A 23,357-nucleotide genomic window follows, 5' to 3' on the forward strand; every position below is an offset into this window, starting at 1 on the left:
TAATCGGTTCGCTGGAGATTTTGGGGCTGCTTCGCAACCCAGCGGGAGCAAGCTCCCTCGCCACAGGATACGGGTCAGATCAACCCTGCACTTACCAGTAGCTCCTCCAACGCCAGCAAGTCAGGCACCTTCGCCACTTGCTCCCCCACCTGCACCGCTGCCTGTTCCAGCGGACACAACGGCACATCGACATAGCTCAACTGACTATCAAGCTTGTACGACCGTGGAATCCCCTGCACCAGCAGCGCAATGAACTTCAGCTCCGGGCGCCCTCCCAGAGCATTGAGGATGACGATCCGCGCCCGCTCGCCGATGACGATTTTCTGGCCGCACGCCGACTCGAAACTCAGTAACGGAATCTGCCGGTCCCGCCACTTCACCAGCCCCAGATACCACGGTGGCGTGTCCAGATCGAACGCCCCCGGTTGATAGTCAATCAACTCCGCCACCGCCACGTTGGGCAGAATCAGGTTACGGTCAGCCAAGGGCAACAGCAGCCCGGTGAGATTGCTGGTGCGGTGCTCAAGCATGGGTTTTGCTCCACAGGGCGATGCTGTCGAGCAGCACCGATTCCTGATACGGCTTGCCGAGGTAGTCGTTGACGCCGATGGCCATCGCACGGTCGCGGTGTTTCTGGCCGGTGCGGGAGGTGATCATGATGATCGGCAAGTGCTGCAAACGTTCGTCGCTGCGCACTTGGGTCGCCACTTCGAAACCGTCCATGCGTGGCATTTCGATGTCCAGCAGCATCAGGTCGGGCATGTGTTCTTCGAGCAGCAACATGGCGTCGACCCCGTCCTTGGCGGTCAGTACGTTCATGCCGTGGCGTTCCAGCAGACGGCTGGTGACCTTGCGCACGGTGACCGAATCGTCGACCACCAACACCAGCAGCGGTTTATGCGGCTCGACTTCCACGTCCAGGGTTTGCGTGCGTTGCGGCACCTGCGCCTGCATGGCGCGGATTGGCGCCAGTAAATCGAGAATCAGCACCACCCGGCCATCGCCAAGAATCGTCGCCCCGGACAGCCCCTGCACCGACGCAAACTGCGGGCCGAGGCTTTTGACCACGATCTCCCGAGTGCCGGCCATGGAGTCAACCTGCACGGCGATATGCCGCTCGTTGCATTGCACCAGCAAGACCGGCAGTGGCAGGCTCTGGCCCAGCAGTTTCGGGCGGGTGCTGGTTTTCAGCAACTCACCGAGGTAGCACAGTTCGTAACGCTGCCCGGCGTATTCGTAGGTCGGCGGATCGAGCCGGTAATGCCCTTCAAGTTCGTTGGGCAGAACGCGAACGATGCCGTCGATGGTGTTCAGCGGGATCGCGTATTGATCCTCCAGGCATTGCACCATCAGCGCGCGGTTGACCGACACGGTGAACGGCAGGCGAATGCGGAAGTGCACGCCCTGCCCCGGTGTCGAGTCGATGACCATGGTGCCGCCGAGTTGCCGAACCTCTTCGTGAACCACGTCCATGCCCACGCCACGCCCGGAGATCTGGGTGATTTTCTCGGCGGTGGAAAACCCCGGTTGCAGGATGAATTGCAGCACGTCGCGGTCGCTGATATCGGCGTCCGGGGCCAGCAAGCCGCGCTTGATCGCCTTGCGCCGTACCGCGTCCAGCGGCACGCCCGCGCCGTCATCGCGAATGTCGAAAATGATGTCGCCGCCCTCTCGCGACAGGTCAAGAGTGATCTGACCCTGTGCCGGTTTACCCGCGGCGATACGTACCTCGGCCGATTCCAGACCGTGGTCCACGGCGTTGCGCAGCATGTGCTCCAGCGGTGCCGCCATGCGTTCAAGAACGTTGCGATCCATCTCGCCTTCGGCGTTGCCAACAATGAACTCGACGTCTTTGCCCAGCTCACCAGAGACCTGGCGGACGATACGTTTCAAGCGCGGCAGCATGCGTTCGAACGGCACCATGCGCGTACGCATCAGGCCTTCCTGCAATTCGGTGTTGATGCGGCCCTGCTGTTGCAGCAGGTTTTCTGCGTCCTGATTGCGTCGGTCGAGGGTTTCCTTGAGGTCGAGCAGGTCGGAGGCGGATTCGAAAAGCGCCCGCGACAACTGCTGCAACTGCGAGTGACGGTCCATTTCCAGCGGATCGAATTCTTCGTAGCCCAAGCGTTCCGCTTCGACTTGCTGGCGGCTGAGAATCCGGCCCTGGGTTTCAGTATCGAGCCGGCGCAACTGATCGCGCATCCGCTCGATGGTGGTTTCCATCTCGCTCAGGGCCACCTGCGCATCGTTGACCTGTTGCTCGATACGGCCACGGAAGATCGACGTTTCTCCGGCCAGATTGACCAGGTCGTCGAGCAGTTCTGCCGAGACCTTGACCATGTCGGCGCCCGCGTCGGCTTGCGGTGCGGGGGTATCGGGCTTCGGCGCGGCGGGCAGCACCACCGGCGTATCGAGAACGGCGGGATGACTGAAGTTCTTGATCGCGTCAATCAACCGATCGGCCGCCGGCAAGGGCTGACCGGCGCGGGTGGCATCGAGCATTTGTGCCAGTCGGTCGTGACTGCTTTGCAGCAGCCCGAACAGCGCCGGAGTCGGTTGCAGCACGCCAGCGGACAGGCCTTCGTAGAGAAATTCCAGCTCATGGGTGAGATCGCCGATGGGGGCAATCTCCACCATCCGCGCGCCGCCCTTGAGCGTGTGCAGGTCGCGCAGCAGGGTTTCCACTTCCTGACGGTTTGACGGCTCGGCTTGCCAGCGCACGAGTGCCGCGCCGGAGTTTTCGATAATGTCGAAACCTTCCTCAAGGAAGATGTCCAGCAGTTCGGGATCATGCCCCGGCGAGTCATTGGCCGGGGCGGGCTCCGTCACTTCGGCGGTGTTGGCGTTGCCCTGACGGAACTCGCGAATTGCTTCGATCAGCTCGTTCGGGGCACTCAGGGCGTGCTGGCTTTGCAGTTGCTCAAGCAGCACCGCGAGGCGGTCATGGCTCTGTTGCAGCAGGTGCGCCAGGGTTTCACTGTGGCTGTAACGGCGGTCCACCAAGCCTTCGTAAAGACTTTCCAATTCATGGGCCAGGTCGCCGACCGGCTCGACCTCGGCCATCCGCGCGCCGCCCTTGAGGGTGTGCAAATCCCGCTGCAAGGACGACAGCGGCGCGGCGTTTTCCGGGTCGCTCAGCCAGCGCTGCAAGGCCTGGCCGGCGCTCTCGAGAATATCCACCGCTTCTTCGAGGAAGATCGAAACGATCTCGTCATCGAGCTCGACCTGAGTCGCGGTCTGTTCCAGTTCCGCGGTGGCCCTGCCCAGTTCCCGGATGCTCAGGGCGCGGCTGCCGTCGCTACGGATCAGGCCCATGGACGTCGGATCAAGGCTTTCATCCAGCAAGCCGCGCAAGGCCCGGATGCGTTCCGGCTGCGGGCTGACTTCCTGGCCGGCGGCCAGTTCGTCGAGCATGTTGATCAGCGCTTCGTGGGCACCTTGCGCCTCATGGAAAAACCGGTCGCTGACCGCCAGGCTGCTTTCTTCCACCGCGCCGTACAGGTCGAGCAACGCTTCGCAGAGTTCATCCACCGGGTGCAGATCGGCGAGGTGCGCGCCTTCGCCCAACGTGGTCAATTCGTCCAGCAACGCGCTGAGTTCCTGACGCTCGCCGGGGTGCTGCTGCCAGCGCTGCAACAGGCTTTCGGCGTCCAGCAGGATGTCCATGCCCTGGGCCAGGAAGTTGTTGATCAGTTGTGGATCACGCTTGGTCCGCAGCGCGGTGCTGGGCGCTTTCAACAGCGCGTCCAGACGCTCGGCGAGCAGCGCCTTGGTGCGCTCGATCAACGAATGAGCGCCCGGAATCGCGGCCAGCGGATCACCCTTGAGTTGCCGCAGCCCGAGGCGAAACAAGCCTTCGGCCTCCAGCAGCAGCTCGACTTCGTCGAGGTCGAGGGCGATCAGGTGCGCCTTGTACTCGCGGGCCAGTTGATCCAGCGGCGTCGCCAGTTCGGCGATCGGCAACACGCCAGCCATCGAGGCGCTGCCCTTCAAGGTGTGCAATGCGCGCTGCAACTCGTCGCTGGCCTGCAGCGGCACATGCTCGGCGGCTTGATCGAGGAAGCGATTGAGGCTGGCGAGATGGGTCTCGGCTTCCTTGCGGAAGATCTCCAGCAACAGCGGATCGAGGGCCGCGACGTCCTGGGTGTCTTCGTCGCTGGCAGGTAAATCGCCCTTGGCGAGGGCATGGGCGCGAGCGGCCAATTGGTCGACGTCGTTGCGCTGGCGCTGGGCATTGGCGGCGAATTCGGCCACCAGCTCCGGCAGCAGGTCCAGTGCATCGCGGAGCAATTGTTGCACCGCCGCCCCGGGCGCAACGCTGTGTTCCAGCACGCGGTTGAGCAGGTTTTCCACGGCCCACGCCAGTTCGCCCAGCACCAACGCGCGGACCATCCGGCCACTGCCTTTCAAGGTGTGGAACGCCCGGCGCAATTCACTCAACGCGGCTTTGTCGTCCGGACTGGCCGTCCAGCGCGGCAAGTATTCCCGGAGGATATCCAGGACTTCACCGGTTTCTTCGAGGAAGACTTCCCGCAGCTCATCGTCCACCGGCTCTTCGCCGGCGGGCGGCGGCAACAGGCTGCCCGGGGTGGTCAGCGCTGGCGGATTGACCGAAGACACCGGGCTGGCCAAGACATCGGCCAGCGACTGGACGGTATCGGGATCATCGAGTTCTTGCAGGTCCTGCATCACCTGGGCTTCACTCGGGCTGAGCACATCCTCAAGCATCGGCACATGCTGTTCGCTAGGGAAAAATCCAAGTGACGCCAGGCTTTTTTCCGCCACATCGAGCAATTGTTCGCCCGGTGCCTCGGGATCGTCGCTGAGACGTTCCAAGTAGTACTCGATGCTGGTAATGACGTCAGCCAGGCTGTCCAGCTCCTGCCAGCCGGGCTGGTCCGGGTCCAGCAGCAGATGTTCGCGAATGAAGTGATTGCAGGTCTCGATCAGGCTTGCCGCACGGCTCAACGGAATCATCGACAGTGCGCCGCGCACCTGGGTCAGCAACGCCGGCAATGCCTGCAAATGCTGGCGGTCCCAGTCGGCGTCGATGTAGTCGACGATCATGTCCTTGGCTTGTTGCAGGCAGATGCGCGCTTCCTTGATCACGATCTGGTGGATCTGCGTCAGGTCGGTGGTCGGCAGGTGACTTTCTTCCTGGCTCTCCGGCTCTACGGTGCCGACCATGCCGGCCAGCGTCGCTTCGACGTAGAGCAAGGCCCCGGCGACGTCCATGAGAATGGCGTCGTTGGGTTGGCGCTGGCCCTGAGCAAGGCTCAGCACCACCGCCAGTTGATCGATGATGACTTTGCGCGGCTGGCCGAAACCCAGCACCGCCAGGGTGTCGGCGATTTGCCGCAGCGGCGCCAACAGTGTTTCGAGATCCGAAGTGTGCTGGCGGTCACTGCGCACGAACAGATCGAGGCGCTCCTTGACCCGCACCAGCTCCTCACAGAGTGCGGCGAGCACCGAGCGCATGGCGTCACGGTCGGGACCTGCCAGGCGAGCGCGTTCTTCGTCGACCATTGCGCTGTCAGGCAGCGCGTCGTCCAGTGAGTAACGATCTTTCATGGTCAGCATCTGCCCGGTGGGATGTTCGGCCTTGGCAATATAGAACAGCAAACTCTTGAGCAACTCCGGCGGTGCCGGTTGATTGATGCCGCGTATGCCCTGTTCGAGCAGGCGTTTGAGTTCTTTGTCGGCGTCCTTGAACAGGCTGCGCAGCGCCGGGCTGTTGGCAATCGAGCCACCGCGCATGCCTTCGACCAGCGCCGAGGCGACCTGCCACAACGGGCTCAAGGGCGCATTGCCGCACAGCCCTTCAAGGCGTGAAAAAACCTTGGTGAGATATCCGAGATTAGTGTCGTCATCCTGTTCACGCAGCAACCCGACCAGGGCCATTTGCAGCATCTGCCGCAACTTGCGCAGCACATTGGGTAACTCCGCCGGTTCAAGCAGGGCCAGCGACTCTTCGTCCAGCGCCGGCAGGTCGAGCAATTGCGGGCTGAACAGACTGGTTTCCGACAACAGGCTTTCGCCCCGGGCACTGCGCAAATCGTTGATCAACGGCAGCACCACCAAGGGCAGGTCACGGCGCGCGCCTTGAACCCGGTCGAGGTAGATCGGCAATTGCCCGAGGGCTTGCAGCAACAGATGAAGCGCCTCGTCGCGATGGCTGACGCGGTCCTGCTGCAAGGCGGTGGCCAGGTGTTCCATTTCTTCGGCGAGCAGGGCCGCGCCGTAGAATTCGACCATCTGCAAGCTGCCGTGAACCTGATGGATGCACGCCAGGCAATCGCTCAGGGCGTGCGTCGCCTGAGGGTCATCAAGCAGGGTTTCGATCGCTTGATGAGCCACTTTCAGCGTTTCGGCAATCTCGCCTTTGACCCATTCGAGGGCCACATAGTCGTGCCGATCACCCATAACCACTCCAAATCACTGCTCTACTCAAAAAAACGCAAACGCCTGCGGGCCTTCACACTTTATCCACAGCTTGCGCCTTGGCCGCTGGCAAGGTGAAACCGGACACCGAACGCCGCAGCTGGCTGGCCATTTTCGCCAGGTTGCCGATGCTTTCGGCGGTGGCGGTGGAGCCCGATGACGTCTGCGTGGTGATCTGCTGGATCACGTTCATCGTCAGGGAAATCTGACCGGCCGAAGACGTCTGCTGCTGCGCGGCGTTGGAAATGCTCTGGATCAGCGCTGCCAGGGTCTTCGATACGCCTTCGATTTCTTCCAGGGCCACTCCGGCATCCTGCGCCAGACGCGCGCCGCGCACCACTTCGGTGGTGGTCTGTTCCATGGAAATCACGGCTTCGTTGGTGTCGGTCTGGATTGCCCGCACCAGGGTTTCGATCTGCCGGGTGGCGGCGGACGATCGCTCGGCCAGCCGCTGCACTTCGTCGGCCACCACCGCAAAACCGCGCCCGGCATCACCTGCCATCGAGGCCTGGATGGCCGCGTTGAGCGCAAGGATGTTGGTCTGATCGGCAATGTCATCGATCAGGCTGACAATGTCGCCGATTTCCTGAGAGGACTCGCCCAGACGCTTGATGCGCTTGGCGGTGTCCTGAATCTGCTCGCGAATGTTGTCCATGCCATGGATGGTGTTGTGCACCACCTCGTTGCCCTTGTTGGCGATTTCCACCGAACGTTCGGCCACCGCCGAGGACTCGGCAGCGTTGGCCGAGACCTGGTCGATGGACTGCGCCATGTCGTTGATCGCGGTCGAGGCTTCGCTGATCTGTTGGGCCTGATGCTCCGAGGCCTGGGCCAGGTGCATGGCGGTGGCCTGGGTTTCCTGCACGGCGGCGGCGACCTGGCCGGCGGTGAGGTTGATGGTTGCCACCAGATCCCGCAGTTGATCGACGGAATAGTTGATCGAGTCGGCGATGGTCCCGGTGAAGTCTTCGGTCACCGAGGCGGTCACGGTGAGGTCGCCATCAGCGAGGTCTTCGATCTCGTCGAGCAGGCGCATGATCGCGTTCTGGTTGCGCTCGTTCTTCTCGGCGGTTTCACGCAGCTGGCGATTGGTTTCGCGCACCATCACCAGGCCGATGAGGATGATCGACATCAGGGCCAGCAGGCCCAATACATAGCCGCCGATGGTGTCGGTGTCGCGCCCGCCGGCCAGGTTTTCGAAACCGGTGGCCAAGTGCGAGGCTTCGTCGAGCAGGGTTTGCGACAAGGTGAAAATGTTGGTCGCCGATTCGCGAACCTTGAACAGCTCCGGCGAGGTTTCGAGGATTTCATCCACAGAGCCGGAGACGAATTCGAACAGTTCGGAAATCTCGGTCAACCGGATGCGCGCATCGCGGTCTTCGACCTGGCTGACCCGCAGCGACGCATTGCCCTGGAGCATGCCATTGAGCACCTGACCGAATCGCGCGGCGTCACGACCGAAAGCGTCGGCGGCTTGCTGCGAGTTTTCATCGCCGGACAACACGGTATTCACCGCGCCCAAAATGCGTTCAGCCAGCAGCGACTGACGCTGGGCCATGGCCACCTGAGCGGCCGGAGCGCCGCGCTGCAAGAGAATCTCGACGACTTTTTCGTATTCGACCTGCAACTGCGGCACGGTTTCGGCCAACGTCGCGGCGACTTGATGCAGCGACAGCACGGTCTGCTCGCTGGAGAGAATCGCGTCGGTGTTTTTCAGCAGACGTTCCCAGTCGAGCTGCACCGCGCGCATTTCCGGGCGCACGGTGGACGGCGCCGGCGGCAGGCCGGTGGCCGGGTCGCCCTTCTTCAGATAACCCCAGCGCTGGGCGAAGTCGTTGCGTGCATCGCTCAGCAGCTTGAAGGCCGCAGCCTTGCCGGCAGCGGCTTCGGTCGCGTTCTTGGCGATGCGCTGGGACAGCACGCGCAACTCACCGGCGTGGCCGATGTACTGTTTGTCGTACGTGGCTTGAGTGTTGAGGTAAGCGAAGTTGGCGAACAGCAGCATGATGAAGATGATCAGCGCGATGAACAGCACGATGATCTGCGAGCGGCTGCGCGATCCTTCTGGCTTGCCTGTCTTTGTTTTTATCATCGGTCCTCGCCTGTTAACCAACACCCTAAAGCACAACGAAGGTCTCCTGTGGGAGCGAGCCTGCTCGCGATTCAGGCGCCTCGGTGTCTCAGGAACACCGCGTTATCGTTCAATCGCGAGCAGGCTCGCTCCTACAAGGGTCCGCGTTTACAGCGCTACATGCATAAAGCTTTGCGACTGCGCCAACGTAAACGGGCTGAACACCTGCCACGTCTGCTCACGCTGAAACCGGCCCTGGACGAACGCTGCAATCGGCCCGTGCACATCAGTCATCGACACCGGTTCCAGACTGTCTTGGGCAAAGTGCTGCAAGCCGAAGACTTCGTCGACCATCAACCCGGCAAACACTTCGCCGTGTTCCACCACCAACACCCGCCGCTGTTTGCGCAGGGTCGACTGTTCATGACCGAAGAAGCCGCACAAGTCCATGATCGGCAGCAATCGCCCGCGCAGGTTGGCCACACCCTTGACCCAGGGTTTGACGCCCGGCAATTGGGTGAAACGCGGTTCGTGCAGGACTTCGCTGACTTCACCCATGGGCGCGACGTACCAGTGCTCGCCCAGGCGAAAACCGATGCCGCTCCAGCGATCCTGCCGGGTCGGCTGGGACGGCAGATCCGCCGCCAGCAGACGACAGCGCTGGTCGATCTGCAGCAGCAGTTCGAAAGCCGTCAGCGACTCGGTCATGGCCGCACGATCAACCGGCCAGCACGTTGTTCAGGGTTTTGATCAGGGTGTCTTCGTCGACCGGTTTGGTCAGGTAATCCTTCGCGCCCTGGCGTGTGCCCCAGACCTTGTCGGTTTCCTGATCCTTGGTGGTGATGATGATCACCGGGATGTGCCCGGTGTCCGGGTCTTTGGTCAGCTGGCGGGTCGCCTGGAAACCGTTGAGGCCGGGCATGACGATGTCCATCAGCACGGCGTCAGGTTTTTCCTGGCGGGCCAGGGCCACGCCGTCGGCGCCGTTTTCGGCTTTCAACACTTCATGACCGTGCTTTTCCAGCATGCCGGTCAGTTTGTACATTTCGGTCGGCGAATCATCGACGATCAGAATACGTGCCATGGTCTTCCCCATTCTTGTCGACGCCGGGCCCGCTGGCCGAGCGTCACTGTGCGTGTCCTACTGCGGCAAAACAGCGGCGAAGCCCGGTACATGGGCCTGGATCGCGTTCAGCAGCTCTTCCTTGCTGAAAGGCTTGGTCAAAAACTGGTCGGAGCCGACGATGCGCCCCTTGGCCTTGTCGAACAGCCCGTCCTTGGACGACAGCATAATCACTGGCGTGGACTTGAACGCACTGTGGTTCTTGATCAGCGCGCAGGTCTGATAGCCATCCAGGCGCGGCATCATGATGTCGACAAAGATGATGCCGGGGTGATTGTCGGCAATCTTGGCCAGGGCATCGAAACCATCGATCGCCGTGATGACTTCACAACCCACGTTCTTCAACAGCGTTTCGGCGGTGCGACGAATCGTCTTCGAATCGTCGATCACCATGACCTTCAAGGCGCTGGAATGCTGGTCCATAAATGCTCTGCCGTCGCCTTTGCGAATCAAATTGTCCATTTCCGATAACCGGAGGCTCGAAACCCTTGATGTTTAAGGGCCGGAACGATATGGCAGCCTTTTTAGCACAGTCTCTAAATGCAATCTATCGGGGGACTGGCGCGGTGGTTTTTCCTTGACCGGAAACACACTGGGCGCCAATCTGACGCCACTTTTTCGTGTCCATTCGGACCACCCAAATTCGAGGAAAAACCCATGAGCGTTCGCGTCGGGATTGTCATGGATCCTATTGCCAGCATTTCCTATAAAAAGGATAGCTCGCTGGCCATGCTGCTGGCCGCACAGAAGCGCGGCTGGGAACTGTTCTATATGGAACAGCGCGATTTGTATCAGGGCGAAGGCGAGGCCCGTGCGCGGATGCGTCCGTTGAAAGTCTTCGCCAATCCGGAAAAATGGTTTGAACTGGAAGCCGAGACCGACGCGTTGCTGAGCGATCTGGACGTGATCCTGATGCGCAAGGATCCGCCGTTCGACATGGAATTCGTCTACTCCACTTACCTGCTGGAACAAGCCGAGCGCGCGGGCGTGCTGGTGGTCAACAAGCCGCAAAGCCTGCGTGACTGCAACGAAAAGCTGTTCGCCACGCTGTTCCCGCAGTGCACGCCGCCGACCGTGGTCAGCCGTCGCGCCGACGTGCTGCGTGAATTCGCCGCCAAACATGGCGACGTGATCCTCAAGCCGCTGGACGGCATGGGCGGCACCTCGATCTTCCGTCATCGCGCGGGCGATCCGAACCTGTCGGTGATTCTGGAAACCCTGACCGCGCTGGGCACCCAGCAGATCATGGGCCAGGCCTACCTGCCGGCGATCAAGGACGGCGACAAACGCATCCTGATGATCGACGGCGAGCCGGTGGATTACTGCCTGGCGCGGATTCCTGCCGCAGGCGAAACCCGTGGCAACCTCGCCGCCGGTGGCCGTGGCGAAGCCCGTCCGCTGAGCGACAAGGATCGCTGGATCGCCGCCCAGGTCGGCCCGACCCTGCGTGAGAAAGGCCTGTTGTTCGTTGGCCTGGACGTGATTGGCGAGCACCTGACCGAAATCAACGTCACCAGCCCGACCTGCATTCGCGAGATTGATAACGCGTTCGGCACCGACATTGGCGGCCTGCTGATGGATGCCATCGATCAGAAGCTCAAGGCTCGTTGATATAGAACAGCCAAGAAACGACCAACATTGCGTTATCATCCGCGGCCTGTGAAAAACGCGATGTTGGTCTTTTTGTCATGACGCTCCCGTCCGATCTGCCCCCTGAACTCGCCCATCGTGGCGTGCGCGCGGCCGATCGCCTCGGATTTACCCTGTTTCTCGCGGCGTTGATTCACCTGGCCTTGCTGTTGGGCGTCGGCTTTACGATGGTCGAACCCAAGCAGATCAGCAAAACCCTGGAAATCACCCTCGCCACCTTCAAAAGCGAAAAAAAGCCTGCGAAAGCGGATTTCCTCGCCCAGGAGAATCAGGAAGGCAGCGGCACCCTGGATAAAAAGGCGATTCCCAAGACCACCGAGGTCGCGCCGTTCCAGGACAACAAGGTGCAGAAAGTCACGCCACCGCCGGCCGCCAAGCCGCCAGTGCCGGAAGCCGCGCCCAAGGCTGCCGTGACCACCGTTGCGCCGAAGCCGAAAAAAGCCCCGGCCAAGAACGAAGAGGTCAAGCCACTCACCAAACCCGCCGTGGCGGCGCCGACGTTCGACACCGAGCAACTGTCCAGCGACATCGCCAGCCTGGAAGCGGAATTGGCCAACGAACAACAGCTGTACGCCAAGCGCCCGCGCATCCACCGCCTGAGCGCTGCTTCGACCATGAAAGACAAGGGCGCCTGGTATAAGGACGAATGGCGCAAGAAGGTCGAGCGCATCGGCAACCTGAATTACCCCGACGAAGCGCGACGCAAGCAGATCTACGGCAATTTGCGCCTGATGGTCTCAATCAACCGCGACGGCTCGCTGTATGAAGTGCTGGTACTGGAATCCTCCGGGCAACCGCTGCTGGATCAGGCGGCACAGCGGATTGTGCGGCTGGCGGCGCCGTTTTCACCGTTTACCGGGGATTTGTCGGACATTGACCGGCTGGAAATCATCCGTACGTGGAAATTCGCCCGCGGCGATCGGCTTTCCAGCAACTGACACCCCACAAGCCCCTGTGGGAGCGAGCCTGCTCGCGATAGCGGCATCACATTCAGCATCAAAGTGCCTGAAAGACCGCAATCGCTAGCAGGCTAGCTCCCACAGTTAATCTGTGTTGTTGCTGGCATTTGCGGCAATTCCTGTGCATCCCCAGCTTGTCAGTTCGCCCCTCCAACGCCACACTAGCGCTCATGAAGAACGTCAGCCCCAGCTACCTCAAGCATCACTTCCTGATCGCCATGCCTCACATGGCCGACCCGAACTTTGCGCACACCTTGACCTACATCGTCGAGCACACGGCCAATGGTGCCATGGGGCTGGTGGTCAACCGGCCGCAAGACCTGAATCTGGCCGATATCCTCGAGCAATTGCGCCCTGACATCGAACCGCCCGTGCTCTGCCAGCATGTGCCGATCTTTATCGGCGGCCCGGTCCAGACCGATCGCGGATTTGTCCTGCACCCCTCGGGCAAGACCTTTCAGGCGACCGTTGATCTGGAAGGCGACCTTTCCTTGTCCACCTCCCAGGATGTGCTATTCGCCATCGCTGACGGCGTCGGCCCGGCGAAAAGCGTGATCGCCCTTGGATACGCCGGCTGGGAAGCCGGGCAGCTCGAAGCCGAACTGGCGCAGAACGCCTGGCTGACCTGCCCGTTCGAAGCCGACATCCTGTTCAACACCAGCAGCGAACTGCGCCTGGAAGCGGCGGCCAAGCACCTCGGCGTCAATCTCAGCCTGCTCACCAGCCAGGCGGGCCACGCCTGATGGCCCTGCGACTGATTCTGGGGTTTGACTACGGCACCAAACAGATCGGCGTTGCGGTCGGCCAGGTGATTACCGGCCAGGCCCGCGAGCTGTGTACCTTGAAAGCGCAAAACGGTATTCCCGACTGGAACCAGGTCGAGGCCCTCATTAAAGAGTGGAAGCCTGACGCTGTGGTCGTCGGCCTGCCGCTGAACATGGACGGCACGCCGAGCGACATGTGCCTGCGCGCGGAGAAATTCGCCCGTCGCCTCAATGGCCGCTACAACCTGCCCTTCTATACCCACGACGAACGCCTGACCACCTTCGAAGCCAAGGGTGAACGGCGTGATCGTGGCGGACAAAAAGGCAGCTACCGCGACAACCCGGTCGACGCCATCGCCGCCGCTCTGCTGCTGCAAGGCTGGCTCGACGAAAACACCGCACTGTTCGAATCCTGAAGAGCCGTCACGGCGTCTCTCTTAGCTACAACCCGAGCCAAACCCCGCAGCCTTACTCAAAGGCAGGGCTCGGGCCCAAGAAGGAGCAACCATGAGCCTGCCCAATCCCGCCGAACTGATCAGCCAGATGGCGATCAGTCTCAAGGCACACCTGGAACACCGCGGCATCAGCGAACCGCGCTACATCGGCATTCGTACCGGCGGTGTCTGGGTCGCCCAGGCGTTGCTCGAAGAACTGGGCAGCGATTCGCCCCTTGGCACCCTGGACGTATCCTTCTACCGCGACGATTTCAGCCAGAACGGCCTGCACCCGCAAGTGCGCCCCTCGGCGCTGCCGTTCGAAATCGAAGGCCAGCACCTGGTGCTGATCGACGACGTGCTGATGAGCGGTCGGACCATCCGCGCCGCCATGAACGAGCTGTTCGACTACGGCCGCCCGGCCAGCGTAACGCTGGTGTGCCTGCTGGACCTGGACGCCGGCGAGCTGCCGATCCGCCCGAACGTGGTGGGCGCGACGCTGGAACTGGCTGCTCACGAGCGCGTGAAGCTGTCCGGTCCGGAGCTCAAGCTCGAACTGCAAGACCTCGCCCTTTAATTCGCCCTATTGAGAGTCCCCTTCGCGATGACGCCTCTAGAAACCAAGCGCCCGCTGCAGCTCAATGATCAGGGCCAGCTGCAACACTTCCTCTCGCTCGACGGTTTGCGCCGCGAGTTGTTGACGGAAATCCTCGACACCGCCGACTCGTTCCTCGAAGTCGGCGCCCGGGCAGTGAAGAAAGTCCCGTTGCTGCGCGGCAAAACCGTGTGCAACGTGTTCTTCGAGAACTCCACCCGCACCCGCACCACCTTCGAACTGGCAGCCCAGCGCCTGTCGGCCGACGTGATCACGCTGAACGTGTCGACATCGTCGGCGAGCAAGGGCGAAACCCTGCTCGACACCCTGCGCAACCTGGAAGCCATGGCTGCCGACATGTTCGTCGTGCGTCACGGTGATTCCGGCGCGGCGCACTTCATCGCCGAACATGTCTGCCCGCAAGTGGCGATCATCAACGGCGGCGATGGCCGTCACGCGCACCCGACCCAGGGCATGCTCGACATGCTGACGATCCGTCGGCACAAGGGCGGCTTCGAAAACCTCTCGGTGGCCATCGTCGGCGACATCCTGCATTCGCGGGTGGCACGCTCGAACATGCTGGCGCTGAAAACCCTCGGTTGCCCGGACATCCGCGTCATCGCACCGAAAACCCTGCTGCCGATCGGCATCGAGCAATACGGTGTGAAGGTTTACACCGACATGGCCGAAGGCCTCAAAGACGTCGACGTGGTGATCATGCTGCGCCTGCAACGCGAGCGCATGGCCGGTGGCCTGCTGCCGAGCGAGGGCGAGTTCTACCGCCTGTTCGGCCTGACCACCGCGAGGCTGGCCGGGGCCAAACCGGATTGCATCGTCATGCACCCGGGGCCGATCAACCGTGGGGTGGAGATTGAGTCGGCGGTGGCCGACGGTCCGCACTCGGTGATCCTCAACCAGGTCACCTACGGCATCGCGATTCGTATGGCCGTGTTGTCCATGGCCATGAGCGGGCAGACTGCCCAGCGCCAATTCGAGCAGGAGAACGCCCAGTGAAGCTCAGCATTCTCGGCGCCCGTGTCATCGATCCAGCCACTGGCCTGGATAAAGTGACCGACATTCATATTGAAGCCTGCAAGGTCGTCGCCCTTGGTGCCGCGCCCGCCGGTTTTGTGCCCGTCGACACCATTGACGCCAAAGGCCTGGTGGCCGCGCCTGGCCTGGTTGACCTGAACGTCGCCCTGCGTGAGCCGGGTTACAGCCGCAAAGGCTCGATCATCAGTGAAACCCGCGCCGCCGCCGCCGGTGGCGTGACCAGCCTGTGCTGCCCGCCGAAAACCAGACCGGTGCTGGACACCTCGGCCGTGGCCGAACTGATCCTCGACCGTGCCCGCGAGGCCGGCAACACCAAAGTTTTCCCGATCGGCGCCCTGAGCAAAGGCCTGGAAGGCGAACAGCTTGCAGAACTCGTTGCTTTGCGCGATGCCGGTTGTGTGGCCTTCGGCAACGGCCTGGACAGTTTCCGCAACACCCGCACGCTGTGCCGGGCGCTGGAATACGCGGCGACCTTCGACCTGACGGTGATTTTCAACTCTCAGGACCACGACCTGGCCGAAGGTGGCCTGGCCCACGAAGGCCCGACCGCGAGTTTCCTTGGCTTGCCGGGCATTCCGGAAACCGCTGAAACCGTGGCTCTGGCCCGGGACCTGCTGCTGGTCGAGCAAAGTGGCGTGCGTGCGCACTTCAGCCAGCTCACCAGCGCTCGCGGCGTCGCCCTGATCGCTCAGGCCCAGGCCCGTGGCTTGCCCGTGACCGCCGATGTGGCGCTGTATCAACTGATCCTGACCGACGAAGCGCTGATCGACTTCAGCAGCCTCTATCACGTCCAGCCGCCGCTGCGCACCCGCGCCGACCGCGATGGCTTGCGTGCAGCGGTGAAGTCGGGCGTGGTTTCGGCGATCTCCAGCCATCACCAGCCGCACGAGCGGGACGCCAAACTGGCACCGTTTGGCGCGACCGAGCCGGGTATCAGCAGTGTTGAACTGCTGCTGCCGCTGGCGATGACGTTGGTGGAGGATGGGTTGCTGGATCTGCCGACGTTGTTGGCGCGCCTGAGCACTGGACCTGCCGAGGCGTTGCGTTTGCCAGCGGGCAAATTAGCCGTAGGTGGGCCGGCGGACATCGTGCTGTTTGATCCGACGGCTTCGACCGTTGCGGGTGAAACCTGGCTGTCCAAGGGCGAGAACTGCCCGTTTATTGGACATAGCTTGCCAAGCGTGGTGCGCTACACCCTGGTGGATGGACGGATCAGCCACCAGGCTTGAGACTGAGTTGTCCCAATCGCTAGCAGGGCTAGCTCCCACAGGGGATTTGTGTTGTTCACAGATCCTGTGTGGGAGCTAGCCTGCTAGCGATGGCTTACTGGAAAGTGCCGCGATTCTGAGCGTTACGCACGGACACCTGGTCATTCAGCGTCCAGAAGTCATACAACACCCCCAGAAAGAACAACCCGCCCGTCACCAGGTACAGCAATCCGCTGATCCACTTCCCCTGATACATCCGGTGTACGCCGAATACCCCAAGAAACGTCAGCAGAATCCACGCAACGTTGTACTCGATAGGCCCGGCGGTGAAACGCAGGTCTGCTTCACGGTCCATGGCCGGGATCAGGAAGACGTCGATCAGCCAGCCAACGCCCAGCAATCCAAGGGTGAAAAACCAGATCGTCCCGGTCACCGGCTTGCCGTAATAGAAGCGGTGAGCCCCGGTAAACCCAAAAATCCACAGCAAGTAGCCGATCAGTTTGCTGTGCGTGTCTTGCTGCGATCCGGCCTGTTGATAGGTGTTCATGAAGGACCTCGATTCACACGATAGATAAATATTCTTGAATTCTTTGTGACTTTTTTACAGGTAGCCGACGTATGGCAAATGTTAATGTCGGTTCCGTCAAAGCCTTATACCACCTGACTTCTGTCCGACAATTGCGTCCATTTGCCGCTTATTTGGTTCCGTTGACCACAACTTGAATCGACCAACGGCCTCGGAACGTCAAAAAACTCTGTTATAAAGTTGCGCGCTAACTTATATGAGCCTTGCCTAATGCGTCCATTTTTCAAGACATGGCTAACCATTTGCCTTTTGATGCCACTGGCCGCCCACGCCACCAATCGTGAGCAACGTCTTCCAAACGTTAATGGTTACACCCCAAAATCCCATGTTTCTGCTCCTTCGAGCAAAAACAAGAAATCCGAAAAACGTGCTCCACAGCTGGTCAGCAAAAGCAGCCTTGTTCCGCCGATGGCGACCAAGGAAAGCAGCAACGTGCTGAGCCGCGCCGTCAACGTCCTCGGTACTCCTTACCGTTGGGGCGGCAGCAGCCCAAGTAAAGGGTTCGATTGCAGCGGCCTGGTGAAATACGCGTTCAACGACGCCACGTTCGACCTGCCACGCACGTCCAATGCCATGGCCAGCGGTCATGGCGAGAAAGTCGATCGCAAGGATCTGAAGCCGGGCGACCTGATTTTCTTCAACATCAAGAGCCGTCGGGTCAATCACGTTGCTATCTACCTGGGCAACGACCGCTTCATCCACGCACCGCGTCGTGGCAAGTCGGTGACCATCGACACCTTGAAGAAACCGTATTGGGAAAGCCACTACGTTGTTGCCAAGCGGGTTCTGCCGAAAGAGAAGAACACCCTTCAGGTTGTTCAGCGCTGATCTGCTGACGCCTTCACGGCATTTGTGGCGAGGGAGCTTGCTCCCGCTGGGCTGCGAAGCAGACCTAAAAAAAGGAGCGCTGCGCACTCCAGCGGGAGCAAGCTCCCTCGCCACAGGTCCGCGCTCAATCCTTCAGAAATTATCAGGTGACCGCGCCTTCTCCCGCGCATGCTCCCGGCTGATCAAGCCCTTGGTCACCAAGTCCTTCAAGCACATATCCAGCGTCTGCATCCCCAAATTGCCCCCGGTCTGAATCGACGAGTACATCTGCGCCACCTTGTCTTCGCGGATCAGGTTTCGGATCGCCGAGGTGCCGAGCATGATTTCGTGTGCCGCAATGCGTCCGCCACCGATCTTCTTGATCAGTGTCTGCGACACCACCGCCAGCAACGACTCGGACAGCATCGAACGCACCATCGATTTCTCGTCCCCCGGAAACACGTCCACTACTCGGTCGATGGTCTTCGCCGCTGACGTGGTGTGGAGCGTGCCGAACACCAGGTGACCGGTCTCGGCGGCGGTCAGCGCCAGGCGGATGGTCTCCAGATCGCGCATCTCCCCCACCAGAATCACGTCCGGATCTTCCCGCAATGCCGAGCGCAGGGCCGTGGCGAAGCTGCGGGTGTCGCGATGGACTTCGCGCTGGTTGATCAGGCATTTACGTGATTCGTGGACGAACTCGATCGGGTCTTCGATGGTGAGGATGTGGTGATGGCGATGGTTGTTGAGGTAATCGATCATCGCCGCCAAGGTGGTGGACTTGCCGGAACCGGTGGGCCCCGTCACCAGCACCAGCCCGCGCGGGGCCTCGGTAATTTTGCGAAACACCTCGCCCATGCCGAGGTCGTCCATGCTCAGGACCTTCGACGGAATGGTCCGGAACACCGCGCCTGCACCCCGATTCTGGTTGAAGGCATTGACCCGGAAACGCGCCACGCCGGGCACCTCAAAAGAAAAATCAGTTTCCAGGTGTTTCTCGAAGTCCACCCGCTGGGTGTCGTTCATGATGTCGTAGATCAGCTCATGCACCTGTTTGTGGTCCAGGGCCGGCAGGTTGATGCGCCGCACATCGCCGTCAACGCGAATCATCGGTGGCAGGCCGGCAGACAGGTGCAGGTCGGACGCGCCCTGTTTAGCGCTGAAGGCCAGCAGCTCAGTGATATCCATAGCGCTCCTCAATTCCAGTAGAATGCCGCCAACCTCAGACCCGCTGGCGCCTCTTGAATGTCCACGATAGCAGACAACATTGCACTGGTTAGTTCACGCATCCACGCCGCAGCCCTCGCCGCCCACCGCGACGAACACAGCGTCCAGCTGCTGGCCGTGAGCAAGACCAAGCCCGCCGAGGCCCTGCGCGAAGCCTATGCCGCCGGCCTGCGGGACTTTGGCGAAAACTATCTGCAGGAAGCCTTGGGAAAACAGCTCGAATTGGCCGACCTGCCCTTGATCTGGCACTTCATCGGCCCCATTCAATCGAACAAGACTCGCGCTATCGCCGAGCACTTCGCCTGGGTGCATTCCGTGGATCGCTTGAAAATCGCACAACGCCTGTCCGAACAACGCCCTGCCGATCTGCCCCCCTTGAATATCTGCATCCAAGTCAACGTCAGCGGTGAAGCCAGCAAATCCGGCTGCACCCCGGCCGACCTGCCAGCCCTGGCCAAGGCCATCAGCGAATTGCCGCGCATCCAGCTGCGCGGGTTGATGGCGATTCCTGAGCCGACTGAAGATCGCGCCGCCCAGGACGCTGCTTTTGCTGCCGTACAAAGCCTGCAAGCCAGCCTGAACCTGCCGCTCGACACACTTTCCATGGGCATGAGCCACGACCTCGAGTCGGCCATCGCCATGGGCGCCACCTGGGTCCGCATCGGTACGGCCCTTTTCGGCGCCCGCGACTACAGTCAGCCATGAACCATGGCTGACGCACCTCTCTATAAGGACCTGACATGAGCAAGACTCGTATTGCCTTTATCGGTGCCGGAAACATGGCCGCCAGCCTGATCGGCGGCCTGCGTGCCAAAGGTCTGGACGCCGCACAGATCCGCGCCAGCGATCCGGGCGCCGAAACCCGCGCCAAAGTGCAGGCCGAACACGGCATTGAAGTTTTCGCCGACAACGCCGATGCCATTCAAGACGCAGACGTGGTCGTGCTGGCGGTCAAACCCCAGGCGATGAAAGCCGTGTGCGAAGCGATTCGCCCAAGCTTGAAGCCAAATCAACTGGTGGTCTCGATTGCGGCCGGCATCACCTGCGCCAGCATGAACAACTGGCTCGGTGCCCAGCCGATCGTGCGCTGCATGCCCAACACCCCGGCGCTGCTGCGTCAGGGCGTGAGCGGCTTGTTCGCCACGAGCGAAGTAAACGCTGAACAACGCCAGCAAGCTGAAGAACTGTTGTCGGCCGTGGGCATTGCCCTGTGGCTGAACGAAGAGCAGCAACTGGACGCGGTCACCGCCGTTTCCGGCAGCGGCCCTGCGTACTTCTTTTTGCTGATTGAAGCGATGACCGCCGCCGGCGTGAAGCTCGGTCTGCCAGCGGACATCGCCGCACAATTGACGGTGCAAACCGCGTTGGGCGCCGCGCACATGGCCGTGGCCAGCGATGTCGACGCCGCAGAATTGCGTCGTCGCGTGACCTCGCCTGCGGGCACCACGGAAGCTGCAATCAAATCGTTCCAGGCCGGCGGCTTCGAAGCGCTGGTAGAAAAAGCACTCGGCGCCGCTGCGCACCGCTCGGCCGAGATGGCTGAGCAACTTGGCCGCTAATCAGCTCTTACAAAGGAATCAATGATGCTTGGACTCAATGACGCTGCCATTTTCATAATTAAAACCCTGGGCAGCCTGTACCTGCTGATCGTGCTCATGCGCTTCATCCTGCAACTGGTTCGGGCGAATTTCTACAACCCGCTCTGCCAGTTCATCGTGAAAGCGACTCAACCGCTGCTCAAGCCGCTGCGCCGGGTCATCCCGAGCATGTTCGGACTGGACATGTCGTCACTGGTATTGGCGCTGATCCTGCAGATGCTCCTGATCGCGGTGATCCTGCTGCTCAAAGGCTTCATGGTCGACTGGCTGTTCCTGTTGCCATGGGCGCTGATCGCGCTCTTCTCGCTGTTTTTGAATATTATTTTCTGGGCGATGATCATCAGCGTGATTCTGTCCTGGGTCGCACCGGGCAGCCACAATCCGGGCGCAGAGCTGGTCGCGCAGATCACTGAACCGGTACTCGCCCCGTTCCGCCGGATCATTCCGAACCTGGGCGGCCTCGACATCTCGCCGATCTTCGCGTTTATCGTGATCCAGTTGCTGCAAAGCTGGCTGATCCCGCGCCTTGCGTACTACGCCCTGATGCCGCAGGGGCTGCTCGGCCTGATCTGATGAGCTACTTTCGCTGGGACGGTGACGACCTGATTCTGGAGTGTCACCTGCAACCGGCAGCCCGCAGCGATGATTTCTGCGGGCTGCACGGTGATCGACTGAAGATCCGCCTGACCGCGCCGCCGGTTGAAGGCAAGGCCAATGCGTATCTGATGGCGTTCCTGGCGAAGGCGTTTGGGGTTTCCAAGAGCCAGGTGAGTTTAATTAGCGGAGAGCTAAATCGGCAGAAACGAGTGCGGATCTGTTCGCCGAAGAAGCTGCCGGAATTGCCGGATCTGCTACGACAGTCAGGCTGATCGAGGTCATCGTTCATCGCGAGCAGGCTCGCTCCCACATTGGAATGCGTTCCCCTGTGGGAGTGAGCCTGCTCGCGATTGCCGCGCCTCGGTTTTACAGGGAAAAAATCAGGCCCGGCGTTAGCTTGCTGCTGAAGGCAGCGGTCTTTAGACTTACGCCTCATTTCAACGAGAGCAGGGTCGATGCCAACTGCCTTTCCCGCCGATTCTGTTGGTCTGGTGACGCCGCAAGTGGCGCACTTCAGTGAACCCCTGGCCTTGGCCTGCGGCCGTTCGCTCCCAGCTTATGACCTCATTTACGAAACCTACGGCACGCTGAACGCCACGGCGAGCAACGCCGTGCTGATCTGCCACGCCCTGTCGGGTCACCATCACGCTGCCGGCTTCCACAGCCCCGACGACCGCAAACCCGGTTGGTGGGACAGCTGCATCGGCCCCGGCAAGCCGATAGACACCAACAAGTTCTTCGTGGTCAGCCTGAACAATCTCGGCGGCTGCAACGGCTCCACCGGCCCAAGCAGCGTCAACCCGGAAACCGGCAAGCCCTTCGGTGCCGACTTCCCGGTATTGACCGTGGAAGACTGGGTGCACAGTCAGGCGCGCCTGGCTGATCTGCTCGGCATTAACCAATGGGCCGCCGTGATCGGCGGCAGTCTCGGCGGCATGCAGGCGATGCAGTGGAGCATCACTTACCCCGATCGCATTCGCCACTGCCTGGCCATCGCCTCAGCCCCCAAGCTGTCGGCGCAGAACATCGCCTTCAACGAAGTGGCACGCCAGGCGATCCTCACCGACCCCGAGTTCCACGGCGGTTCGTTCCAGGAGGCGGGCGTGATCCCCAAGCGCGGCTTGATGCTGGCGCGGATGGTCGGGCACATCACGTACCTGTCCGACGACTCGATGGGCGAAAAATTCGGCCGTGGCCTCAAGAGCGAAAAGCTCAACTACGACTTCCACAGCGTCGAGTTCCAGGTCGAAAGCTACCTGCGTTATCAGGGCGAAGAGTTCTCCGGGCGTTTCGACGCCAACACGTACCTGCTGATGACCAAGGCGCTGGACTACTTCGATCCGGCGGCCAACTTCGACGATGACCTGGCGAAAACTTTCGCCAATGCCCAGGCCAAGTTCTGCGTGATGTCTTTCACCACCGACTGGCGCTTCTCCCCTGCCCGCTCGCGGGAACTGGTGGACGCGTTGATGGCGGCCAGGAAAGACGTCTGCTACCTGGAGATCGACGCTCCGCAAGGCCACGACGCCTTCCTGATTCCGATCCCGCGTTACTTGCAGGCGTTCAGCAATTACATGAACCGTATTACGTTGTGAGAAAGCCATGAGAGCTGATCTGGAAATCATCCAGGAATGGATCCCCGCCGGCAGCCGCGTGCTCGACCTCGGTTGCGGCGACGGTGAGCTGCTGACCTGGCTGCGCGATAACAAACAAGTGACCGGCTATGGCCTGGAGAACGACCCGGACAACATCGCCGAGTGCGTGGCCAAAGGCATCAACGTCATCGAGCAGGACCTAGACAAGGGCCTGGGCAACTTCGCCAGCAACAGCTTCGACGTCGTGGTCATGACCCAGGCACTGCAAGCGGTGCACTACCCGGACAAGATCCTCGACGAAATGCTGCGGGTCGGCCGCCAGTGCATCATCACCTTCCCCAACTTCGGTCACTGGCGCTGCCGCTGGTACCTGGCGAGCAAGGGCCGGATGCCGGTGTCCGATTTTCTCCCGTACACCTGGTACAACACGCCGAACATCCACTTCTGCACCTTCGAAGACTTTGAAGCGTTGTGCCGCGAACGTGAAGCGAAGGTCATTGATCGCCTTGCCGTGGATCAACAGCATCGGCACGGGTGGGCCAGTAAGCTATGGCCTAATCTATTAGGTGAAATCGGTATTTACCGCGTCAGCAGCCCAGGGTTGCAGGATCACAAGATCGCGGTCTGAACCACGACATTCCAAGGAGAA

At 61.2% G+C, this 23,357-nt stretch carries 22 protein-coding genes; 14 read left to right on the top strand and 8 right to left on the bottom strand.

Translation table 11 applies throughout. From position 1 onward, the window contains the following. Positions 1-74: 74 nt before the first annotated feature. The 6 genes from ACA070_RS29095 to pilG form a co-directional block, all read right to left on the bottom strand. Positions 75-530, bottom strand: coding sequence for a chemotaxis protein CheW (locus ACA070_RS29095; protein ID WP_497449296.1), 456 nt, complete (start codon positions 528-530; stop codon positions 75-77). Beyond that, the gene (locus ACA070_RS29100; RefSeq protein ID WP_497449297.1) at positions 523-6,423 is read right to left on the bottom strand and encodes an Hpt domain-containing protein; all 5,901 of its coding nucleotides are present in this window, start codon (positions 6,421-6,423) and stop codon (positions 523-525) included. The genes ACA070_RS29095 and ACA070_RS29100 overlap by 8 nt, the downstream gene beginning before the upstream one ends. 52 nt (positions 6,424-6,475) lie before the next feature. Continuing rightward, on the bottom strand, positions 6,476-8,533 hold the full coding sequence (locus ACA070_RS29105) for a methyl-accepting chemotaxis protein (RefSeq protein ID WP_497449298.1): 2,058 nt from the start codon (positions 8,531-8,533) through the stop codon (positions 6,476-6,478). Positions 8,534-8,680: 147 nt separating this feature from the next. Beyond that, positions 8,681-9,220, bottom strand: a complete 540-nt coding sequence (locus ACA070_RS29110; RefSeq protein WP_497449299.1) for a chemotaxis protein CheW — start codon at positions 9,218-9,220, stop codon at positions 8,681-8,683. 10 nt (positions 9,221-9,230) lie between these two features. Next, positions 9,231-9,596 (bottom strand): twitching motility response regulator PilH, encoded by a 366-nt coding sequence (gene pilH / locus ACA070_RS29115; protein ID WP_109635579.1) that lies wholly within the window; start codon positions 9,594-9,596, stop codon positions 9,231-9,233. A 57-nt stretch (positions 9,597-9,653) separates the two neighbouring features. Further along, complete coding sequence (gene pilG, locus ACA070_RS29120; RefSeq protein WP_219095115.1) at positions 9,654-10,058, bottom strand: twitching motility response regulator PilG; 405 nt, start codon at positions 10,056-10,058, stop codon at positions 9,654-9,656. Between the two features lie 234 nt (positions 10,059-10,292). On the opposite strand from pilG, the gene gshB reads away from it, so the two are divergent. From gshB to ACA070_RS29155, 7 genes are all read left to right on the top strand, one after another. Next, the gene (gene gshB / locus ACA070_RS29125) at positions 10,293-11,246 is read left to right on the top strand and encodes a glutathione synthase (protein WP_131060578.1); all 954 of its coding nucleotides are present in this window, start codon (positions 10,293-10,295) and stop codon (positions 11,244-11,246) included. 77 nt (positions 11,247-11,323) lie between these two features. Next, the gene (locus ACA070_RS29130) at positions 11,324-12,223 is read left to right on the top strand and encodes an energy transducer TonB (protein ID WP_497449300.1); all 900 of its coding nucleotides are present in this window, start codon (positions 11,324-11,326) and stop codon (positions 12,221-12,223) included. A 191-nt stretch (positions 12,224-12,414) separates the two neighbouring features. After that, a complete protein-coding gene (locus ACA070_RS29135) occupies positions 12,415-12,987 on the top strand; it encodes a YqgE/AlgH family protein (protein WP_461956128.1) in 573 nt (190 codons plus the stop codon). After that, positions 12,987-13,424 (top strand): Holliday junction resolvase RuvX, encoded by a 438-nt coding sequence (gene ruvX, locus ACA070_RS29140; RefSeq protein ID WP_005792259.1) that lies wholly within the window; start codon positions 12,987-12,989, stop codon positions 13,422-13,424. Before ACA070_RS29135 ends, ruvX begins: the two co-directional genes overlap by 1 nt. Positions 13,425-13,515: 91 nt before the next feature. Further along, positions 13,516-14,019, top strand: coding sequence for a bifunctional pyr operon transcriptional regulator/uracil phosphoribosyltransferase PyrR (gene pyrR / locus ACA070_RS29145; protein ID WP_497449301.1), 504 nt, complete (start codon positions 13,516-13,518; stop codon positions 14,017-14,019). Between the two features lie 27 nt (positions 14,020-14,046). Further along, entirely contained in the window at positions 14,047-15,051 is a 1,005-nt protein-coding gene (locus ACA070_RS29150) for an aspartate carbamoyltransferase catalytic subunit (protein WP_497449302.1), read from the top strand. Then, complete coding sequence (locus ACA070_RS29155; protein ID WP_497449303.1) at positions 15,048-16,319, top strand: dihydroorotase; 1,272 nt, start codon at positions 15,048-15,050, stop codon at positions 16,317-16,319. Before ACA070_RS29150 ends, ACA070_RS29155 begins: the two co-directional genes overlap by 4 nt. A gap of 94 nt (positions 16,320-16,413) precedes the next feature. On the opposite strand, the gene ACA070_RS29160 is transcribed toward ACA070_RS29155, so the two are convergent. Beyond that, positions 16,414-16,845, bottom strand: coding sequence for an NINE protein (locus tag ACA070_RS29160; protein WP_497449304.1), 432 nt, complete (start codon positions 16,843-16,845; stop codon positions 16,414-16,416). A 249-nt stretch (positions 16,846-17,094) separates the two neighbouring features. On the opposite strand from ACA070_RS29160, the gene ACA070_RS29165 reads away from it, so the two are divergent. Then, a complete protein-coding gene (locus tag ACA070_RS29165) occupies positions 17,095-17,712 on the top strand; it encodes a C40 family peptidase (RefSeq protein ID WP_497449305.1) in 618 nt (205 codons plus the stop codon). A 132-nt stretch (positions 17,713-17,844) separates the two neighbouring features. Here the strand turns inward: ACA070_RS29165 and ACA070_RS29170 are convergent, their stop codons facing one another. Next, the gene (locus tag ACA070_RS29170; protein ID WP_109635591.1) at positions 17,845-18,879 is read right to left on the bottom strand and encodes a type IV pilus twitching motility protein PilT; all 1,035 of its coding nucleotides are present in this window, start codon (positions 18,877-18,879) and stop codon (positions 17,845-17,847) included. A 57-nt stretch (positions 18,880-18,936) separates the two neighbouring features. Here ACA070_RS29170 and ACA070_RS29175 point away from each other — a divergent pair, with 57 nt between their 5' ends. From ACA070_RS29175 to metW, 6 genes are all read left to right on the top strand, one after another. Further along, a complete protein-coding gene (locus ACA070_RS29175; RefSeq protein WP_497449306.1) occupies positions 18,937-19,623 on the top strand; it encodes a YggS family pyridoxal phosphate-dependent enzyme in 687 nt (228 codons plus the stop codon). 35 nt (positions 19,624-19,658) lie between these two features. Then, complete coding sequence (gene proC, locus ACA070_RS29180) at positions 19,659-20,477, top strand: pyrroline-5-carboxylate reductase (RefSeq protein WP_497449307.1); 819 nt, start codon at positions 19,659-19,661, stop codon at positions 20,475-20,477. A 24-nt stretch (positions 20,478-20,501) separates the two neighbouring features. Next, positions 20,502-21,089 (top strand): YggT family protein, encoded by a 588-nt coding sequence (locus ACA070_RS29185; RefSeq protein ID WP_497449308.1) that lies wholly within the window; start codon positions 20,502-20,504, stop codon positions 21,087-21,089. Continuing rightward, positions 21,089-21,385 (top strand): DUF167 domain-containing protein, encoded by a 297-nt coding sequence (locus tag ACA070_RS29190; protein ID WP_497449309.1) that lies wholly within the window; start codon positions 21,089-21,091, stop codon positions 21,383-21,385. The genes ACA070_RS29185 and ACA070_RS29190 overlap by 1 nt, the downstream gene beginning before the upstream one ends. Before the next feature lie 183 nt (positions 21,386-21,568). Continuing rightward, the gene (gene metX / locus ACA070_RS29195; protein WP_497449310.1) at positions 21,569-22,708 is read left to right on the top strand and encodes a homoserine O-succinyltransferase MetX; all 1,140 of its coding nucleotides are present in this window, start codon (positions 21,569-21,571) and stop codon (positions 22,706-22,708) included. Positions 22,709-22,715: 7 nt separating this feature from the next. Continuing rightward, complete coding sequence (gene metW, locus ACA070_RS29200; RefSeq protein WP_462029640.1) at positions 22,716-23,336, top strand: methionine biosynthesis protein MetW; 621 nt, start codon at positions 22,716-22,718, stop codon at positions 23,334-23,336. Positions 23,337-23,357: the final 21 nt, after the last annotated feature.

The sequence above is a fragment of the Pseudomonas sp. LBUM1678 genome (assembly GCF_059695575.1).

Coding starts and splice junctions, on each gene's coding strand:
- ACA070_RS29190 (WP_497449309.1), top strand. CDS start 21,089: ATGAGCTACTTTCGCTGGGACGGTGACGACCTGATTCTGGAGTGTCAC.
- gshB (WP_131060578.1), top strand. CDS start 10,293: ATGAGCGTTCGCGTCGGGATTGTCATGGATCCTATTGCCAGCATTTCC.
- proC (WP_497449307.1), top strand. CDS start 19,659: ATGAGCAAGACTCGTATTGCCTTTATCGGTGCCGGAAACATGGCCGCC.
- ACA070_RS29105 (WP_497449298.1), bottom strand. CDS start 8,533: ATGATAAAAACAAAGACAGGCAAGCCAGAAGGATCGCGCAGCCGCTCG.
- ACA070_RS29160 (WP_497449304.1), bottom strand. CDS start 16,845: ATGAACACCTATCAACAGGCCGGATCGCAGCAAGACACGCACAGCAAA.
- ACA070_RS29135 (WP_461956128.1), top strand. CDS start 12,415: ATGAAGAACGTCAGCCCCAGCTACCTCAAGCATCACTTCCTGATCGCC.
- ACA070_RS29100 (WP_497449297.1), bottom strand. CDS start 6,423: ATGGGTGATCGGCACGACTATGTGGCCCTCGAATGGGTCAAAGGCGAG.
- metX (WP_497449310.1), top strand. CDS start 21,569: ATGCCAACTGCCTTTCCCGCCGATTCTGTTGGTCTGGTGACGCCGCAA.
- ACA070_RS29185 (WP_497449308.1), top strand. CDS start 20,502: ATGCTTGGACTCAATGACGCTGCCATTTTCATAATTAAAACCCTGGGC.
- pilH (WP_109635579.1), bottom strand. CDS start 9,596: ATGGCACGTATTCTGATCGTCGATGATTCGCCGACCGAAATGTACAAA.
- ruvX (WP_005792259.1), top strand. CDS start 12,987: ATGGCCCTGCGACTGATTCTGGGGTTTGACTACGGCACCAAACAGATC.
- ACA070_RS29170 (WP_109635591.1), bottom strand. CDS start 18,879: ATGGATATCACTGAGCTGCTGGCCTTCAGCGCTAAACAGGGCGCGTCC.
- ACA070_RS29095 (WP_497449296.1), bottom strand. CDS start 530: ATGCTTGAGCACCGCACCAGCAATCTCACCGGGCTGCTGTTGCCCTTG.
- metW (WP_462029640.1), top strand. CDS start 22,716: ATGAGAGCTGATCTGGAAATCATCCAGGAATGGATCCCCGCCGGCAGC.
- ACA070_RS29150 (WP_497449302.1), top strand. CDS start 14,047: ATGACGCCTCTAGAAACCAAGCGCCCGCTGCAGCTCAATGATCAGGGC.
- ACA070_RS29110 (WP_497449299.1), bottom strand. CDS start 9,220: ATGACCGAGTCGCTGACGGCTTTCGAACTGCTGCTGCAGATCGACCAG.
- ACA070_RS29165 (WP_497449305.1), top strand. CDS start 17,095: ATGCGTCCATTTTTCAAGACATGGCTAACCATTTGCCTTTTGATGCCA.
- ACA070_RS29130 (WP_497449300.1), top strand. CDS start 11,324: ATGACGCTCCCGTCCGATCTGCCCCCTGAACTCGCCCATCGTGGCGTG.
- ACA070_RS29175 (WP_497449306.1), top strand. CDS start 18,937: ATGTCCACGATAGCAGACAACATTGCACTGGTTAGTTCACGCATCCAC.
- pyrR (WP_497449301.1), top strand. CDS start 13,516: ATGAGCCTGCCCAATCCCGCCGAACTGATCAGCCAGATGGCGATCAGT.
- pilG (WP_219095115.1), bottom strand. CDS start 10,058: ATGGACCAGCATTCCAGCGCCTTGAAGGTCATGGTGATCGACGATTCG.